The organism is Bernardetia sp. MNP-M8 (assembly GCF_037126285.1).
Taxonomy (GTDB): domain Bacteria; phylum Bacteroidota; class Bacteroidia; order Cytophagales; family Bernardetiaceae; genus Bernardetia.
Map to the genome: position 1 here is coordinate 3,263,655 of NZ_CP147012.1, position 15,951 is coordinate 3,279,605.

At 31.9% G+C, this 15,951-nt stretch carries 13 protein-coding genes; 11 read left to right on the plus strand and 2 right to left on the minus strand.

Annotated elements, in window-relative coordinates; genetic code table 11:
- Positions 1 to 137: 137 nt before the first annotated feature.
- The 6 genes from V9L04_RS13350 (at position 138) to V9L04_RS13375 (ending at position 11,159) form a co-directional block, all read left to right on the plus strand.
- Positions 138 to 6,353: a S8 family serine peptidase gene (locus V9L04_RS13350; protein WP_338790309.1), complete on the plus strand. Its 6,216-nt coding sequence runs from the start codon at positions 138 to 140 to the stop codon at positions 6,351 to 6,353.
- A gap of 522 nt (positions 6,354 to 6,875) precedes the next feature.
- Entirely contained in the window at positions 6,876 to 7,046 is a 171-nt protein-coding gene (locus tag V9L04_RS13355) for a hypothetical protein (RefSeq protein WP_338790310.1), read from the plus strand.
- Between the two features lie 537 nt (positions 7,047 to 7,583).
- Positions 7,584 to 7,736 carry a hypothetical protein gene (locus tag V9L04_RS13360; protein WP_338790311.1) on the plus strand — a complete coding sequence of 51 codons (153 nt, stop codon included), beginning with the start codon at positions 7,584 to 7,586 and terminating at the stop codon, positions 7,734 to 7,736.
- A gap of 64 nt (positions 7,737 to 7,800) precedes the next feature.
- Positions 7,801 to 7,986, plus strand: coding sequence for a hypothetical protein (locus V9L04_RS13365; protein ID WP_338790312.1), 186 nt, complete (start codon positions 7,801 to 7,803; stop codon positions 7,984 to 7,986).
- 117 nt (positions 7,987 to 8,103) lie between these two features.
- On the plus strand, positions 8,104 to 9,762 hold the full coding sequence (locus tag V9L04_RS13370; RefSeq protein ID WP_338790313.1) for a cysteine peptidase family C39 domain-containing protein: 1,659 nt from the start codon (positions 8,104 to 8,106) through the stop codon (positions 9,760 to 9,762).
- 65 nt (positions 9,763 to 9,827) lie between these two features.
- Positions 9,828 to 11,159, plus strand: coding sequence for a hypothetical protein (locus V9L04_RS13375; protein WP_338790314.1), 1,332 nt, complete (start codon positions 9,828 to 9,830; stop codon positions 11,157 to 11,159).
- A gap of 130 nt (positions 11,160 to 11,289) precedes the next feature.
- Here the strand turns inward: V9L04_RS13375 and V9L04_RS13380 are convergent, their stop codons facing one another.
- Positions 11,290 to 11,748: a hypothetical protein gene (locus V9L04_RS13380; protein ID WP_338790315.1), complete on the minus strand. Its 459-nt coding sequence runs from the start codon at positions 11,746 to 11,748 to the stop codon at positions 11,290 to 11,292.
- Positions 11,749 to 12,035: 287 nt separating this feature from the next.
- Between V9L04_RS13380 and V9L04_RS13385 the strand changes: the two genes are divergently transcribed.
- The 5 genes from V9L04_RS13385 to mscL (V9L04_RS13405) all read left to right on the plus strand — a co-directional run bounded on the left by V9L04_RS13385 (position 12,036) and on the right by mscL (V9L04_RS13405) (position 15,256).
- Positions 12,036 to 12,635, plus strand: coding sequence for a NifU N-terminal domain-containing protein (locus tag V9L04_RS13385; RefSeq protein ID WP_338790316.1), 600 nt, complete (start codon positions 12,036 to 12,038; stop codon positions 12,633 to 12,635).
- A gap of 163 nt (positions 12,636 to 12,798) precedes the next feature.
- A complete protein-coding gene (locus tag V9L04_RS13390; RefSeq protein WP_338790317.1) occupies positions 12,799 to 13,380 on the plus strand; it encodes a sigma-70 family RNA polymerase sigma factor in 582 nt (193 codons plus the stop codon).
- Between the two features lie 70 nt (positions 13,381 to 13,450).
- A complete protein-coding gene (locus tag V9L04_RS13395; protein WP_338790318.1) occupies positions 13,451 to 14,098 on the plus strand; it encodes a hemolysin III family protein in 648 nt (215 codons plus the stop codon).
- 123 nt (positions 14,099 to 14,221) lie between these two features.
- Positions 14,222 to 14,683 carry a large-conductance mechanosensitive channel protein MscL gene (gene mscL / locus V9L04_RS13400; protein WP_338790319.1) on the plus strand — a complete coding sequence of 154 codons (462 nt, stop codon included), beginning with the start codon at positions 14,222 to 14,224 and terminating at the stop codon, positions 14,681 to 14,683.
- Between the two features lie 156 nt (positions 14,684 to 14,839).
- Positions 14,840 to 15,256 carry a large-conductance mechanosensitive channel protein MscL gene (gene mscL / locus V9L04_RS13405; protein WP_338790320.1) on the plus strand — a complete coding sequence of 139 codons (417 nt, stop codon included), beginning with the start codon at positions 14,840 to 14,842 and terminating at the stop codon, positions 15,254 to 15,256.
- A gap of 120 nt (positions 15,257 to 15,376) precedes the next feature.
- On the opposite strand, the gene V9L04_RS13410 is transcribed toward mscL (V9L04_RS13405), so the two are convergent.
- Positions 15,377 to 15,946, minus strand: coding sequence for a GNAT family N-acetyltransferase (locus V9L04_RS13410; RefSeq protein ID WP_338790321.1), 570 nt, complete (start codon positions 15,944 to 15,946; stop codon positions 15,377 to 15,379).
- Between the last annotated feature and the right edge of the window lie 5 nt (positions 15,947 to 15,951).

Consider the following 15,951-nt stretch of genomic DNA (forward strand, 5'->3'; position numbering starts at 1 on the left):
ATATCATTATACAATAAAAGTTAAAATACTATTATGTAATTTCATTAAATTATCCTAGATTTACATACTAGCTGCTTATTATAACTTTAGATTGATACAAATCTTACCCTTTTACTTTTATTTATTTTATACTAATTATGAAGCACAGATATTCGTTTTCTTCTTCAAAGAACTCAATTATTTCTTATCAAAAACTTGTATTATTACTTGTTTTGGGAATAGGTATGTTGAGTTCTCAAATGCAATCAGCAATTGCACAAAGCTCTTCCCCTTCCTTACGTTTAAAATCGTCTATTGAACAGTATACATCAAATACTGAGCAGTTTAAAAATGATAAGAGTAGTTTTTCAGATGCTCTTTTTGGAAATCATTATTTTTTAGTAGTACAATTTACTACTCTGCCATCATATCAAGAACGTCAAAATCTAAAAAGTAAAGGTATCGAACTGATTCAGTATTTGCCAGATTTATCCTATACTGCAAAAATCAATTCTACTATTTCTAATGATAAATTAGAAGCTCTTATTTCAGATTTTAAGATTCATGCGTTTGTAAAACTGTCTGTTAATCAAAAAACGCAAACAAGATTAGTACAAGGAGATATTCCTGAGTGGGCTATTTCTGAGTCTAATCAAGTAGAATTGAATATTATTCCTTTTGATACTGTAAATCCAATGCTTACTTCTATGGCTATGACAAACATGGGAGGAAAGCTAATCTATGAAAGTAAAGTATCAGGTATTTTGACAGTAAGTGTCCCTCAAACGGCAATTATGCAAGTAGCTAGTTTGCCTTGGGTACTTTGGGTAGAATCTTTACCAGAGCCTCCAAAAGAAGAAAATTATTATGGAAAATCAGCTCACCGTTCGGCTATCCTAAATTATGGTGCTAGAAATTTAGATGGTTCAGGAGTGAATCTTGGAATTTGGGACGGAGGAAACGTTGCAAATCATTTAGACTTTAGTGGAAGACGTACTCTTGTAGAAAATACATCAGATAGCGACCACGGAACACACGTAGCAGGAACAATGGCAGGAGCAGGTTTACTAAATCCTAGAAATACAGGAATGGCTCCTAATGCTCAAATTTATTCTCATAACTTTAATGGAGATATTGCTACTGAAATGCAAAATGCCATTACTAACTTTGGTATTGTAATTACTCAAAATTCATACGGAGGAGGTCCTAATTGTGCTACTGGAGACCCTTATGGTAGTAATAATAGAGGACAAGATTTATTAGTAAATAATAATCCTCAACTTGTCCATGTATTCTCATCAGGCAATTCTCAAAGTTCTTGTGCAGGTGGTTTTGGAACAACAACAGGAAAAGCAGCCAAAAATACAATTACAGTAGGAGCTTTAACAAATAACGATGTTATTACTACATTTAGTAGTTTTGGTCCTCTTGAAGATGGACGTATCAAACCTGAAGTAAGTGCATTTGGAAATGGTGTAGTTTCTACATTACCAAGTAATGGATATGGAGCAAATAGTGGTACTTCAATGGCAGCACCAGGTGTTTCGGGTACGGTAGCTCAACTTTATCAAAGCTATCGTCAATTAAATGGAAATGCAGACCCTATTGCCTCACTTATGAAGGCTGTGTTATCAAATAATGCTGATGATTTAGGAAATACAGGTCCTGATTATAAATATGGTTTTGGTAGAATTAATGGTTTGAAAGCTGTTAAAGCATTAGAGGGAAATAATTATGCAATAAATACAGTTACGACAGCAGGACAAAATGATGTTACTATTGCTGTTCCTGCTGGTACACACGAATTGAAAGTAATGTTATGTTGGTCAGACCCAGCAGCAGCAGCAAATGCAAATCCTGCTTTGATAAATAATTTGGATTTAGAAGTATTAGACCCAACTACAAATACATGGCTTCCTTGGACATTAGACGGCGCAAATCCGAATAATGTAGCTATTAGAGCTGTAAATAATGTAGATATTATCGAACAAGTAACTATTCCTACCCCAGCAACAGGAACATACACACTAAGAGTAAAAGGAACGGCTGTTCCTTCTGGAGCAAATCAGCAATATTCATTGACTTGGACAGTTACAGAACCTTATATTGAAGTTACTTATCCATCAGCAGGAGTGTCTTTGACTCCTTCTGCTACTGAACTTATTCAATGGGATATGGAAGGAGTTTCAGGAACTACTTCTGTTGAATATTCTTTGGATAATGGAACTACTTGGACAGTTATTAATGGTGCTGTGGCTGCCAACACTCGTCGTTTGAGTTGGACAGTTCCAAATGCAATGACTAATGAAGCGAAAATTCGTGTTTCTTCAACAACTCCATCTTTAAGTGGAACAAGTGAAGCATTTTCAATTATTGGTGTTCCTACTGGCATTACAGGTCAGCCTTGTAGTGGTTCAGCTATCTTACAATGGAATGCAGTAACTGATGCAGACGAGTATATTGTTTATCAGTTGAACACTACTACTGGAGTATATACACAAATAGGAACAAGTGCAACTACTACTTTTACTGCAACAGGGCTTTCAGGACAAACTTGGTTTAGTATTCGTGCAAGAAATACAACTACAGGAGCTACAAGTCAGCGTTCAGTAGCATTTTCTATTACTCCTGCTGCTGGCTCAGGAATAGATTTAGAACTTTCAGCAATCGTTTCTCCAACACAAGGTTGTGATTTGAGAACAGCTGCTGAAGCCATTACAATTCGTATCAAAAACTTAGCTTGTTCTGCTATACCAAGTGGAACAACAATCCCAGTTTCTTATACAGTAAATGGGGGAACAGCAGTAAATGAAAACCTTGTTTTAGCTAGTGATTTGAATGGTGCAGCTAGTTTAGATTATACATTTACTACTACAGTAGATATGTCAGCAGGAGGTAGTTATGTTCTTACAGCATCTGCTAACCTAGCAACTGATACAAATGGAGCAAATAATACTATTTCAAATCATACAGTTCAAAATAATCCTCCTGTTACTGTACTACCTTATACAGAAGATTTTGAGAATCCAAGCCCTGCAGAGTGTTGGGATATAATAAATGATGGAGCAGGAGTTGGAACTTGGCAATATGGAACTAACTTGGGAAGTTCTTTCTTTATTATCCCAGATGTTCCTGCTGGTAATCAATATGCAGCAGCAAACGATGATGCTTGTCCTAGTCCAGGTTGTGGAGCACCTTATAAATCGTGGTTGATTAGTCCAAAATTTGATTTTTCCTCTTATTCTCAAATTGAAATGGCATTTAGAGCTGTATTCCGAACGGATAGAGGAGAAGTTCGTATAAGTACAGATAGAATTACTTGGACAACCATTCATTCAATGGCATCTATATCTGGCGTTTGGCAAGATATTACCTTAGATTTAGATGCATATGCTAACGAACCTCAAGTATGGATTGCTTTTTACTATGATGATTTGAATACTTGGGGATATGGTTTTGCTGTTGATGATGTAGTTGTAAGAGAAAAAGCTATTCAATTAGTTAGTTTTTTGCCTGCAAACAATGCGACTAATGTAGATACAAATACATCACTAGCTCTTACTTTTAATCGTGTTCCTACTATCGGTACAGGCTCTATTACTCTTACAGGAGGAGCTACTCCAATTGTAATTCCTGTTTCTGCAACTAATACTACAATTACAGGAAATACAGCAACCGTAACTTTACCTTCAGCACTAGCAACTTCTACAACTTATTCTGTGGATGTTCCTAGCAGTACATTTACAGCTAATAGTTTAGGTTTTGGAGGAGTTTTACCTGCTAACTGGCAGTTTACTACTATTACTACATCAGCAGATGCAGACTCACGAATTGTTGCGCCCACTACAATGCCTGCTTCTGCCTCAATATCTTCATTGGCTACTACATCAGCTAGTGCAGTAGAAGTATTTTCTTTTAAGGTAGAGGATTTAGCAACGACAGATGCTTTACCTACCGATGTAACTCAGATTGATGTTAAACAAGGAGCTGCAAATACAGTAACAGACTGGACAACACAACTACAAGGAGCAGAATTATGGTCTGGAGGAACTCAGATTACTGCAACCACAACTATTACAGCAGATAGAATTCGTTTTACTATTCCTGCTGGTAATGCAAGTATAGCAAATGGAACAAATACAGATTATACTATAAAAGTGTTTTTGAATACAACAGGAATTTTAGACGAAGGAGTATTACAATTCCAAATTCCTACTGTGGCACATGGAGTACAAACTTCAAATAGTTCTTCTTCTTTTGCCTCTACTTTTCCTGCTAATGTAGTATCAAATACATTTACTTTAGATGTGGTGGCTACACGTTTAGGTTTTTCAACTGTACCAACAACAGCAACTGTTAATTCAAACTTTGCAGTAAGCGTACAGGCACTTGATGCAAATGGAAATATAGACCGAGCAGCCAGAACAATTACATTGTTAAGAGATGGAGGAACTGGAACAGGAGTTCTTAGTGCTACTTCTGGATTAGGAAGTCGTGCTATGATAAATGGAGTATTTACTTGGTCAGATTTACAATTTGATGAAATTGGAGAGTATAGTATACGAGTAAATGATGATGGAAGTGCTTTTACCGATTTAAGTAGCCTTATAAATGTAGTTGCTCCAACAGGTGGAGGAGGAAATACTATACCATCAGTATCTGCACCTACACAATTTAAAGCTATTGCAATAGATACTTCTCGTATTGACCTTACTTGGCAAGCTGCTACAAATGCAACTGGGTATAAGTTATATAGATTAAACCGTTTGGTGGCAACTCTATCAGCTTCTACTCTTTCTTACGATGATAGCTTATTGAATGAAGATACTTTTTATGGGTATAGACTAGAAGCATTCAATTCAGTATCTAGAAAAGAAGTTGCTACCAATGCTGTTACTTACCCTAAAGCTCCAACATTAATAAGCAAAACAGATGCTTGTGCAGGTGGAAAAGGAAAGATTGTAGTAAATAGCACACATACAACAAGAAGTATTCTTTGGTATGAGTCTGAAACAGCTACTGAGCCTATTCAAGATGATTCTTACACTTTCGAAACTCAAAACCTTACTGCTGCAAAAACCTATTATGTCACTGCAAATGGTATTCGTTATGAAAGTCAGACTAGATTAGCTGTTACTATTGATGTTAAAGAAATTCCAGTAGCAATTATTTTAGGAGATTTAGTCCGTTCAACCTGTGAGAACACATTGACTTTAGAAGCAGATACACAAAATGCTTCTTCTGATTTGATTTATACTTGGTATTCAAATGGAGTAGCTATACAAAATAGTAATGCGCCAACTTATCAAGCTACTAGAAGTGGAAACTACTCATTAAGAATAACACAAAATGAGTGTGTTTCGATGGTATCTTCAACTGTTCAAGTGAAAGTAGGACAAGTTGCTCCTGCTCAAATAGAACAAGGTAGTCAAGTATCGTTGTGTGAAATAGGTGAGTTATCTGCTTTAGAAGTAGAAGGTGCAACTTATCAATGGTTGTTTAATGATACTGAAGTAGGAACAAGTTCTTCTATTACAGTTTCTAATTCAGGAACGTATACATTGCGAGTAAGCAAAGAAACATGTACTCAAGAAGCTCAAATTAATGTAGAAGTAATTTCATTTCCAACAGATATTAGTATTACTACTGACAAAGAGCAATTTTGTGCAGGAGACCAAAGTGCTACAATTTCTGTTTCAGAAGTAGAAAATGCAATGTATACTTTATTCAGAAATGGAAATAGATTGCGTATAGGTTCTGAAAATAGAAACTTTACTGTGAATAGTTCAGGGGAGTATCATGTTGAGATTTCTTTAGGTACTGGTTGTGTATTCATTACGGATTCAGTGAGTATTGAAAGAATAGATGTTCCAACAGCACATATAAATCTAATAGAAGAAAATATGGCAACAATAACATCTACTGGAACAATTACAGAAGTAGAGTGGAACAAAGATGGTGAAATGCTTAGTGTTTCTAATTCTCTTTCACTTGCTCTTAATGAAACAGGGCGTTACAGAGCTAAAGTTACCTATGATACAGGTTGTCAAGCTATTACTTCAAATAGTATTTTCTATCGCAAACCAGAACCAGTTACAGGTGTTGAGGACGAAGAAGGAAATTGTTGTACAGTAGTTTATCCAAACCCAACTAGTTCTGAGGTTCGTTTGAAATTAGCAGCCAACTTAAAAGATGCCTTCACACTTACACTTACTGATGGTATTGGTAGAACTCTCATCACTAAATCTATTTCCAAAGAAGAATCTCAACAAGAAATCCGTTTGGATTTGAGTAAGTATGCTTCGGGAATGTATTTTATCAATGTAGTTACGCCAAGCGAAACACTTACTTTCAAAATAGCTAAAGAAGATTAATCTAGTTTAATTAGAAAGCAATATAGAAAAAAGGCAAATTCTTAATTTGAGAATTTGCCTTTTTTTGTCAAAGCTTATTAAAAAATAGAACTATGTGTATTTTAAAAGAGATAAAGTAGTATTGTTTTTTGATTCTGTATGCAAATTTGTGCTAGTCTGGTCTGTGCCACCAAACTACTAAAAAGAAAGTGTAGTATTGTAAATAAAATTTGCAAAAAAAAATTACATTAATATATTGTTGAAAATAATTATTATTGAATATTATAAGTACTTGTAAATTATCAATATTTAAAAAATGTAGTTTGAGTAAAAGTATATATTTCATAAAGATTAACATCATTTAAGTTGTTGAAAATCAATTTATTGTGTTTTTTGTTGAAAATAATTATATTTGTATTTGGAATTGAAGTTTCTTTTTTGCGATATTTACAACATCAAACTTACTCCAAAAACTAATTAAAAATTTTGAAAAGTGGTTTGAATATTATTTATAAATTATCATTTTTAAACTTATTTTTTATTATGAAGTCTTTGAAAAAGAAATTTGGAAAATTTGTGGTTTCTGAAAAAGAAATCCAAAAACTGAAAGGTGGTTTTAATTACTGTAATTGTGATCATTATCATAATTGTCCAAGAGGAGCAGCAAATTATATCGAACAACCAACAGGTTGTCAAGCTGTATGTTGTGGCTAAAATGAGCTCAATATAGTTCAGTTTTGTGTATACAATCACGTCTTACAAAATCTTGTAAGACGTGGTTATTTAAAGATGATTTAAAATTGGCTCTTTATCTGAAACACAATACCACTTCTAGCTAGACAAAAAAGGCGTTTTATAAACGCCTTTTTTTGTCAAAGGTTATTTCAAAAAAATCAATCAAGCTCAAATTTCAAGTAATATTATATTACTTTTTGCATACTATAAAGTAGAGTCTTTAGCTATTTAGATTAAAAAGAAAGAATTATCATAAATTATAACCTTTGAAAAATAGCAATATGTTGGGTTTTAATTACAACATCAAATACTTTGTGTTTTGAAAAAATAACATTTTGTAATTTACTGTTATTCAGAAAGTTATATCTTTTTTGAAAATAAATGTAATTTTTATTTGGAAATATGATTTATTTTTATTGATATTTACAGCGTCAAACTTACTTAGTAAGTATTAGAAATATATAAGTAAGTAATCTTGATAAATTATTTTAATTATACCTATTAAACTCAATTTTTATGAAATCTTTGAAAAAGAAATTTGGAAAATTTGCTATCTCTCAAGAAAAAGCAAATAAAGTAAACGGTGGTGAGCCACCATATCCGTGTAAGAATAAGTATTTTCCTAATCCAAATGATCCTTTTGAGTGTGATCCACTTAGAGGAAATTAAATTCATTTATTATTGATTCATTTTGTATCAATATTTTTTAATAAAACATCTGAACTCAATTTTTATGAAATCTTTGAAAAAGAAATTTGGAAAATTTGCTATCTCTCAAAAACAGAGCAAACAAATTACAGGGGGTTTTGATAATTGTGAAGTAGTTTTTTGGTGTCAAGGTAAAACGTATCCTACAAAATCACAATGTGAGTCAGGGTGTGATGATTTTTGCTATGGACAATATGTATTTCCGTGCTAGTATAAGTAATTAATATAAAAAATAGCGATAGAATAAACTTTGGTATTGCCAAACTTCTATCGCTATCTTTTTTGTAGTTTTGCAAGCAAAAAAAACAATATTTAAAGCAATTGTAATATGAAAACTATTGTAAGTATCCTATTAGATAAATTTGAAGTTTCTTACACTATCACTTATTTACAAAAACTGACAGCAAAATATAATGATGCTCAAACATTAAGTGATCTTACTACACTTTTAGCACACTATAAAATAGAGTCTTTAGCTGTTCAGATTGGAAAAGAACATTTATCAGAAATTCCTTTGCCTGCTATTGTTTTGGCTTCTCATAATGATGAAAATGGAAGAACACACACTGATTATTCTATTTTAGACGAAGTTAGAGACAATGAAGTAGTCTTGATTAATGTGAATTCAGAGAAACAGATAGTTGAAATAGAAGAATTTGAAAAATCATGGACAGGTTATACACTGTTATTAGATAAAAATGAAAATGCAGCAGAACCAAATTACTCTGCTCATAAAAAAGCACAAAAGAAACAACAGTTTTTTGACACTATAAAAAATACCATTCAATTTTTAGTGGGTATTTCTTTTTTATTTTTAGTTGGAAAAACTTTTTTTGACACGAATCAACAAGTCACAAAGTCTATTCTTGAAATTTCCTTTTATATTTTACATACTATAGGATTTGTAATTAGTGCTATCTTACTTTCTGGAGAAATTTTTAAAAATAATGCAGTTTTCAAAAAAGCTTGTACTGCCTTCGGAAAATCATCTTCATGTGCTGATACAAAACAAGAAAATACAAGTAAAATAGATTCAATCAAAAAATGGTTTACCTTTTCAGAATTGGGTGTTTATTATTTCTTTGGGGCATTTTTATTTTTACTGATTGGTAATTTTAATTCTTTAACATTCGTTTTTCAGAGTTTGATTTCTGTTTTGGGGATTTTTGCAGTCATTGCATCTTTATATTATCAAAAGTTTATTCTTAAAGAATGGTGTTCGCTTTGTGTTTCTATAATGGCAGTTTTGTTTGTAGAATCTTTGGTAGGGGGAGTATATTTATTTAGCTTTCAAGATGAAATTTCATCTTTTACTTTTACTTTGTATTCTGTTTTTTCAATTTTAGTAATAGCTGTTTTTTCATTCCTGTTGCCTATATTTATTTGGAATATTTTAAAACCAGTTCTTGAAAAATATAACTCTTCTAATAACGAAACTAAGAATCTACGTTCTTTTAAGTATGATTATGAGGTTTTCAAAACACTTCTTCATCAAAATAAAAAAGTAGATATAAGCGAAGTTCCAACCCATTTTGTAGAAGGAAATACTATTTCAGCCGAACTAGAGGAAGAAGAAGAGGAGAATAAAGTTTCTTTAGTTGTCATTAGTCGCCCTACTTGTCCACCTTGTATTAGTGCAAAGAAAGATTTACAAAAATTGAGAGAAGATTTTGGCAATTATTTTACTACAACTATGTGCCATTTGACTCCCAATCAAACAAGTGAAGATTACAAGCAGATTTCAGAAATGTTATCCCATCTTCCGACATTTTATTCTGATAAAGAAAAAGAAAGTATCATTTCACAACATTATACTTGGATAAATCAGACAGGAATTACTTTTACACCTGCTTTTATTGTAAATGGGTATTTATTACCAGAAAAATATACAGTTACTGATTTAGAGTATTTTTTAGTGCATTTGGCTAGTGAAATGGATGATTCAGAAGAAAATCCAGAAGAAGAACTATCTTTGCAAGAAAACTAATTATCAAAATAGTTTAAAGTTGTACCTAATTAGTTTCTACTACTAAGAATAATGTAAATTTTGTAATGGAAGATAATATAGAAAGAGAAGAGGTTTTTCGCTCTTATTCAGAAGAAACACAAGAATTATTGACAAGTCCACAAGGCTTTTTTATGCGTTCAGGTATTACAATCATCTTTGGTGTTTTGCTTCTAATGCTTGTCGTTTCTCATTTTATACGCTACCCTGAATTATCGACTTCAGAAGTAACACTATATGCAAATCAAGCAAAAGCAAGTTTGTTTCCAAAGATTAATAGCCGTATTATTTTTATAAATGCAGAACATAGTCAAGAGGTAAAAGAAAATGAGCTTTTATTAGTCTTGGAAAGCACAACAGATTGGAAAGAAGCCAAAAAGTTAGAAGATTATTTAGACACACTTTCTAGTCAAAATTCAGTATTTGAAAGTGTAGATTTTTTTCAAGAAAATGAAATTCCTCTTTTTACAAATTTGGGAAATTTACAATTAGATTACGAAAGACTAAAAAATAATATTTTAGATTATCAGTTATTTTCTAAAACTAACTCGCATGCTCAAAAACAAGCTGCTATTCGTTCAGAAATAGAAATTCAAAATTCGTTAAGAGTTATTTTACAAGAAAAATATGAACTTCAAGAAAGAGACTATGAGTTGAGCAAACAAAAATATATTACCGATTCATTATTGTATAAAAGTGAAGCAATTGCCAAACAAGAATTTTTACAAACAAAGAGCGCATTTCTAAACAAAGAAAGTAGTTTTTTGCAAAATAAAGAAGCAAATCTAAATGCCCAAATGCGAGTTAGTCAGCTCAATCAACAGCTTGTAGAAGTTTCTATTGCTTATCAAGAGCAAGCATTTAAGTATAAGCAACAATTACGAACTAGTTTTGCAACTCTAAAGAAAATGTTAGAAGATTGGAAAACCTCTTATTTGATTATTAGTCCGATAGAAGGTAAAGTTAATTTCTTTAATCCTCTTAATTTGTATCAATCAGTTGGTATGGATAAAGAGGTTATTTCTGTTATTCCTCAAAAAAATGCTATTTATGCCTATACAAAAGTAGACTCAAAACATATTTCTAAGCTCAAGGAGGGAAAAGAAGCCAATAAAGCAAAAATAAAATTAGAAGCCTATCCTTTTGCTCGTTATGGTTGGATAGAAGCAGAAGTTGCACAGATAAGCCTTGCGCCACAAGAAAATAAATATTCTGTCCAACTAAAACTAGACAATGGTTTACAAACCAACAGAAAGGTCGAAGTAGATTTAGATTCTAAGAATGAAATTTATGGAACAGTAGAAATAGTTCTAGAGGAAAGAAGTCTACTAGATAAATTTTTGGAACAGACAGTCTATTCAGTTGAAGCCTTTGAATAATAATAATACAGATAATACAAAAAAAGCCTTTTTTCGTGAAAAAAAGGCTTTTCAGTTTTATAATGATAATAATTTCTAGTTAGTCAAATTGTGATAGTTATAGTTAAAGAGTATAATATCTAATTTAAGATTAATTAGTCATATATTGACTCAAAATTGGGTTATCTCCCAAAATAGCGATTCCGACCATTAAAATTACGAGTACAACTCCCATTACAGTCATTGCACTTTTAAATTTGAATTCTTTCTTCATTACGTATGCAAAACCTGTAATCATTCCAACTGCGCCACCTAAAAGCGCACTACCAATAGCTAAAACAGCTATTCTACGAGCTAAGTTTACATCTGGATTATCCATAACAGAGTGCATAACAAAAACTTCTAAACCCACAGCGACCAAAAATACAACCATGCTTGTTAACATAACACGCATAATAAATGAAGGTGCTTGACCTGCTGGTCGGGATTGTACTTCATCAGAATCCAATTGATTAAGTTTTGCTTGTGCCGTTTCTTCAGATTCAAATTTAGAATCTCTGTCCATTGAGGTATAAGAAGTATCTTCTTGATTTGCTTGATAAGTTGCCATAAAAATAAGTGTTCAAAAAAGTGAGGTAAAAAAAATAGACTACTATAAAATTTGTAATCTACCTATATAACATAGAAATATGTATATTGTTTTGGAAAATTGATTTTATTTGACTATAAGTTGATTTTATGGTTTTTTAGATAGATTATAGTTTCTATACTTAATTTTGGTTTTATTTTATGGTATCTTTGTAGTAAAAACAAATAAAAAGCGATTTTGATAGAACTCAAATGCTTTTTTATAGTTCGATAAATAAGTAACCAGTTAATTTTAATCTATAAATCATTATGGCAGTAATCACAGATAACAACCGTGCGCCCCACGTACATATATATGTAGAAGAAAATCCAAATCCTAATTCAATGAAATTTGTGATGAGCTTTATGCTCATGGCAGATGGAATAGTAAAAGATTATGCAAGTAAAGAAGACACAACAGATTCTCCTTTAGCAGCTGCTCTTTTTAATGAATTTGATTTTGTAGAGCGTGTATTTTTGAGTAAAAACTTTATTACAATTACCAAAACTGAAAATGTAGAGTGGGTAGAAATCAATTCTATCCTTCGTAATTATTTGAAAGACTATTTTGAGGCTCAAAAGCCTGTTTTTTCAGAAGACTTACCAGACTCAAAAGTCGAACTCAATGATGATCCAACTATTGCAAGAATAAAAGATATTTTAGACCAATATATTCGTCCTGCTGTAGAAATGGACGGAGGAGCAATTTCTTTTTCTCAATTTGATAAAGAAACAGGAAAGTTGAGCGTTTTGCTTCAAGGTTCTTGTAGTGGATGTCCATCTTCTTCAATTACTTTGAAGGCTGGAATTGAAAATCTTTTCAAAAATATGATGCCTGAGGTAAAAGAAGTAGTGGCCGAAAATGGCTAAGTCAGTCAGCAGTAAAGTAGTAATCAGTTACCAGTTTATTTCATTGTTAGATGTAATTATTCATTTTTATAAAAAATCTAAACAGTGTTCTAATTAAAAATCTGATGCTTACGTAGTTGTATTCATTTATCATTCATAATTAATAATTTACCATTCCTAATTTATGGCTAAATCACTTCCAGAAAAAGAAAAACTACATATTTTCAATACCGAATTTATGCCTCATGCAGATGCTATGTACAACTTTGCTTACAAACTTACCTTTGATGAAGACGATGCCAAAGATTTGGTACAAGATGCTTACATGAAGGCATATCGTTTTGCAGGTTCGTATGAAGTAGGTACAAATGCAAAGGCATGGCTTTTTCGTATTTTGAAAAATAGTTTTATCAATAATTACAGAAAAAAGACAAAAGAACCTTCAAAAGTAGATTATCAAGACGTTGAGAATTATTACAATTCGGCTTCGGTAGAAACGGCTGAAATGAATCATACTGTTGATTTACGTACTTCGACAATGCAAAATAAAATTGGTGACGAAGTTACGGGAGCTTTAAATTCTTTGCCTGTTGATTTTCGTACTGTGATTATTCTTTGCGATTTGGAAGGGTTTACGTATGAAGAAATGGCTGTAATTTTGGATATTCCTATCGGAACAGTTCGCTCTCGTTTGCATAGAGCGAGAGGTGTTTTGAAGGAAAAACTCATCGAATATGCCAAACAATTTGGTTTCGATGTTGATTAAAATAAGTAAACAAACGAACACTTAACTCAAATAAATTAACCCTTTATCAATAAAAACATTTAAGAATACCTTGACAACTCTAGAAAAATTACAAAAATTTAGCAACAAACACCAAGAACTTGCCAATACAATCACACACGGATTAGGCATTGTTCTGAGTGTCATTGCTCTTATGCTTCTTGTTAATTGGGCAAGTGAAGCACAAGATATGTGGAAAATAATTAGCTTTTCCATTTTCGGAACTACACTTGTTTTGCTTTATACAGCTTCTACACTTTATCATGGAGCAAGAACAGTTAAACTAAAAAAGTTTTTTGAAAAAATAGACCACATGGCGATTTATCTTCTAATTGCAGGTTCTTACACTCCTTTTACACTTGTTACATTGCGTGGGGCTTGGGGCTGGACGCTTTTTGGTATAATATGGGGAATTGCTCTTTTAGGAATTATTTATAAAATGTTCTTTTTGGGAAGATGGAAACGATTTTCTGTCATTCTTTACGTTTCTATGGGATGGATGGCTGTTGTGGCAATACAACCTTTCTTTGAAAATTTACACACAGGAGGACTTATTTTGCTCGGAATTGGTGGGCTTTCCTATTCATTAGGTGTAATATTTTTTATTTGGGAAAGACTGCCTTTTAATCATGCTATTTGGCATCTATTCGTTTTGGGAGGAAGTTTGTGTCATTTCTTAGCTGTTGGATTATATGTCTAAAAATTTTGATATAGATCTTTTTTGAACCAAAGAAAAAAAGTATTTTTGAATCCGAAAATTATGAAAGTAGTTTTCGGATTTTTTATGTAAAAAAATAATTCGAATACATTAATTATTTAGAAAATGGGCTTTATAAAAGAATTTAAGGATTTTGCTGTCAAAGGAAATGTCATTGATTTGGCTGTCGGTGTAATTATTGGAGGAGCTTTTGGGAAAATTGTAACTTCACTTGTCAATGATATTATTATGCCTCCTATCGGAATATTGACGGGAGGAATTGATTTTGCTAATCTAAAATTTGTACTTAAAAGTGCTGTTTTAGATGAAACAGGAAAAGTGATTGAAGAAGCTGTTTCTATCAATTACGGCAATTTTATCAATATTGTAATTCAATTTCTCATAATTGCTCTTTGTGTTTTTGCTGTTGTAAAGGCTTTTAATGCCTTAAAAAAGAAAGCAGAAGACCCAAAAAATGTAGAAGCACCAACACCAAAAGATATTCTATTGCTTACCGAAATTAGAGATTTACTAAAAGGAAGTTCTTCAAATAATATAGAAGAAGAAGACAAACTGAAAACAGAGTAAAAACAAACTATAAATTTGAGTAAATCTATTTTTTTCCATAAATAAGTTTGTGAAATTTAATAAATTAAAAATTAATTGCAATAAAATGCGTTTATTGCCTGTGAATATGTTTTTAATATTTTCTCTTCCTTTTACAAACTTGACTAGAATAAACTTATGGGATTAATCAAAGAATTTAAAGATTTTGCTGTTAAGGGCAATGTAGTCGACCTTGCTGTCGGTGTGATTATCGGTGCTGCTTTCGGAAAAATTGTTACTTCGTTTGTCAATGACATCGTTATGCCACCTATCGGATTGGCAACTGGAGGAGTAGATTTTGCAGACTTAAAGCTAGTATTAAAAGAAGCTGTTGTAGATGCAGCAGGCACAGTTACTACCGAAGCTGTAAGCATCAATTATGGTAATTTTTTGAATATCATAATTCAATTTTTGATTATTGCGCTTTGTGTGTTTGCTGTTGTTAAAGGCTTTAATTCATTAAAGAAAAAAGCAGAAGACCCAAAAAATCCAGAAGCCCCAACACCACAAGATATTTTGTTACTTACCGAAATTAGAGATTTATTGAAAAAATAAATTTTCAATTTTCATAACCGCAAAAAAGTCTGAAACTTACAAAAGTATCAGACTTTTTTTGCAAGCTAAAAGCAATATAATTTTTTCTATTCATTTCTGATGTTTCCATTAGCGACATAATTATCTAAAAATCTCATAATAAACATATTCTTTATGGATATAATCTTGTTCACTTGCCACAAAACCTGCTCTTTGAAGTAACTCAATTGTAGCAACATTTTCTTTTGTGGTATAAGAAAGAATATAATTTTTATCTAATTGATTGAAAATTGCTTCTTTAAATGTTTCGATGGCTTCTAATGTATAATATTTTTCTCGGTGATTTTCTGTTGTTGCAAAACCTATCGTGCAGCGTTTGTGATTGTCATTTAGCGTTTCTTTACTCAAATCATAGAGATTAAAAACACCAATATACTCACCTGTATTTTTGTTTTTATAAAACCAATCTGCTGCACCTCGTTTATAAGAATATTGAGCAAAGTTGAGTTGATAATCTATATATTCTTCTAATTGATCTATTGTTTTGTAATCATTCATAACAAAAATACTCCTATCTTTTTCAAACATAGTGAGTAATTTTCTATAATTGTGCCAGTCTATTTGTTCGTATTCTAACCGTTCTGAATCTTCTAAAACTGGAAGGGTAATCGGAATAGAGCTTATCATTTTTCTATCTTCTTTTTTAGTCATTTTTG

Bases quoted from the DNA above. Each gene is read 5' to 3' on its own strand.
- mscL (WP_338790319.1), top strand. From the start codon at position 14,222: ATGGGCTTTATAAAAGAATTTAAGGATTTTGCTGTCAAAGGAAATGTC.
- V9L04_RS13375 (WP_338790314.1), top strand. From the start codon at position 9,828: ATGGAAGATAATATAGAAAGAGAAGAGGTTTTTCGCTCTTATTCAGAA.
- V9L04_RS13385 (WP_338790316.1), top strand. From the start codon at position 12,036: ATGGCAGTAATCACAGATAACAACCGTGCGCCCCACGTACATATATAT.
- V9L04_RS13360 (WP_338790311.1), top strand. From the start codon at position 7,584: ATGAAATCTTTGAAAAAGAAATTTGGAAAATTTGCTATCTCTCAAGAA.
- V9L04_RS13370 (WP_338790313.1), top strand. From the start codon at position 8,104: ATGAAAACTATTGTAAGTATCCTATTAGATAAATTTGAAGTTTCTTAC.
- V9L04_RS13390 (WP_338790317.1), top strand. From the start codon at position 12,799: ATGGCTAAATCACTTCCAGAAAAAGAAAAACTACATATTTTCAATACC.
- V9L04_RS13355 (WP_338790310.1), top strand. From the start codon at position 6,876: ATGAAGTCTTTGAAAAAGAAATTTGGAAAATTTGTGGTTTCTGAAAAA.
- V9L04_RS13350 (WP_338790309.1), top strand. From the start codon at position 138: ATGAAGCACAGATATTCGTTTTCTTCTTCAAAGAACTCAATTATTTCT.
- V9L04_RS13380 (WP_338790315.1), bottom strand. From the start codon at position 11,748: ATGGCAACTTATCAAGCAAATCAAGAAGATACTTCTTATACCTCAATG.
- V9L04_RS13410 (WP_338790321.1), bottom strand. From the start codon at position 15,946: ATGACTAAAAAAGAAGATAGAAAAATGATAAGCTCTATTCCGATTACC.
- V9L04_RS13365 (WP_338790312.1), top strand. From the start codon at position 7,801: ATGAAATCTTTGAAAAAGAAATTTGGAAAATTTGCTATCTCTCAAAAA.
- mscL (WP_338790320.1), top strand. From the start codon at position 14,840: ATGGGATTAATCAAAGAATTTAAAGATTTTGCTGTTAAGGGCAATGTA.